Genomic DNA, 579 nt, shown 5'->3' on the forward strand with positions numbered 1-579 from the left:
CAGTGGATTAACTGAGGAAAAAGCTGAAACTAAATTTCATGACCATATCAAGAAATCCCGTTCCAATGCGGGTAAGAAAGCCATGATGGAAGAGCTGAAACACCGGGTTCCGGTTCTTCATGGTGAGTTTGATAGTGATAAGACGCTTCTCAATGTTGCCAATGGTTATGTGGACCTCTCAAGTGGGATTTTGAAGGACCACGACATAAAAAAACTATTCTCACGGCAAGCGGCAGTGGAGTATACCGATACGATTGACGCGCCGGAGTGGACACAGTTTCTTGACCAGATTTTCGATAATGATTCGGAACTGATGGAGTATGTGCAAAAGGCAGTGGGTTACTCGCTCACTGGTTCCACAAAGGAACAAGTCATGTTCATTCTCTACGGGAACGGCCGGAATGGTAAGTCAATCTTCATTGATACCATTGCAGACACTCTGGGCAACTACGCCCGATCGATGCAGGCGGATTCGATCATGGTAAAAAATTCTAGTTCCGCTGCTAACTCAGACATTGCCCGACTTGAAGGTGCCCGGCTGGTTACTTCCAGCGAGCCTAACGATGGGTTGCGATTAGA

Annotated in this window: 1 protein-coding gene; it reads left to right on the plus strand. The window is 46.8% G+C overall.

Going from position 1 to position 579, the window contains the following annotated elements; all coding sequences use genetic code 11:
- A partial coding sequence (locus ACYVN4_RS45015) for a phage/plasmid primase, P4 family (RefSeq protein WP_460730441.1) occupies window positions 1-579 on the plus strand: 579 nt, incomplete at both ends.

This window comes from Nocardia heshunensis, from assembly GCF_054782115.1.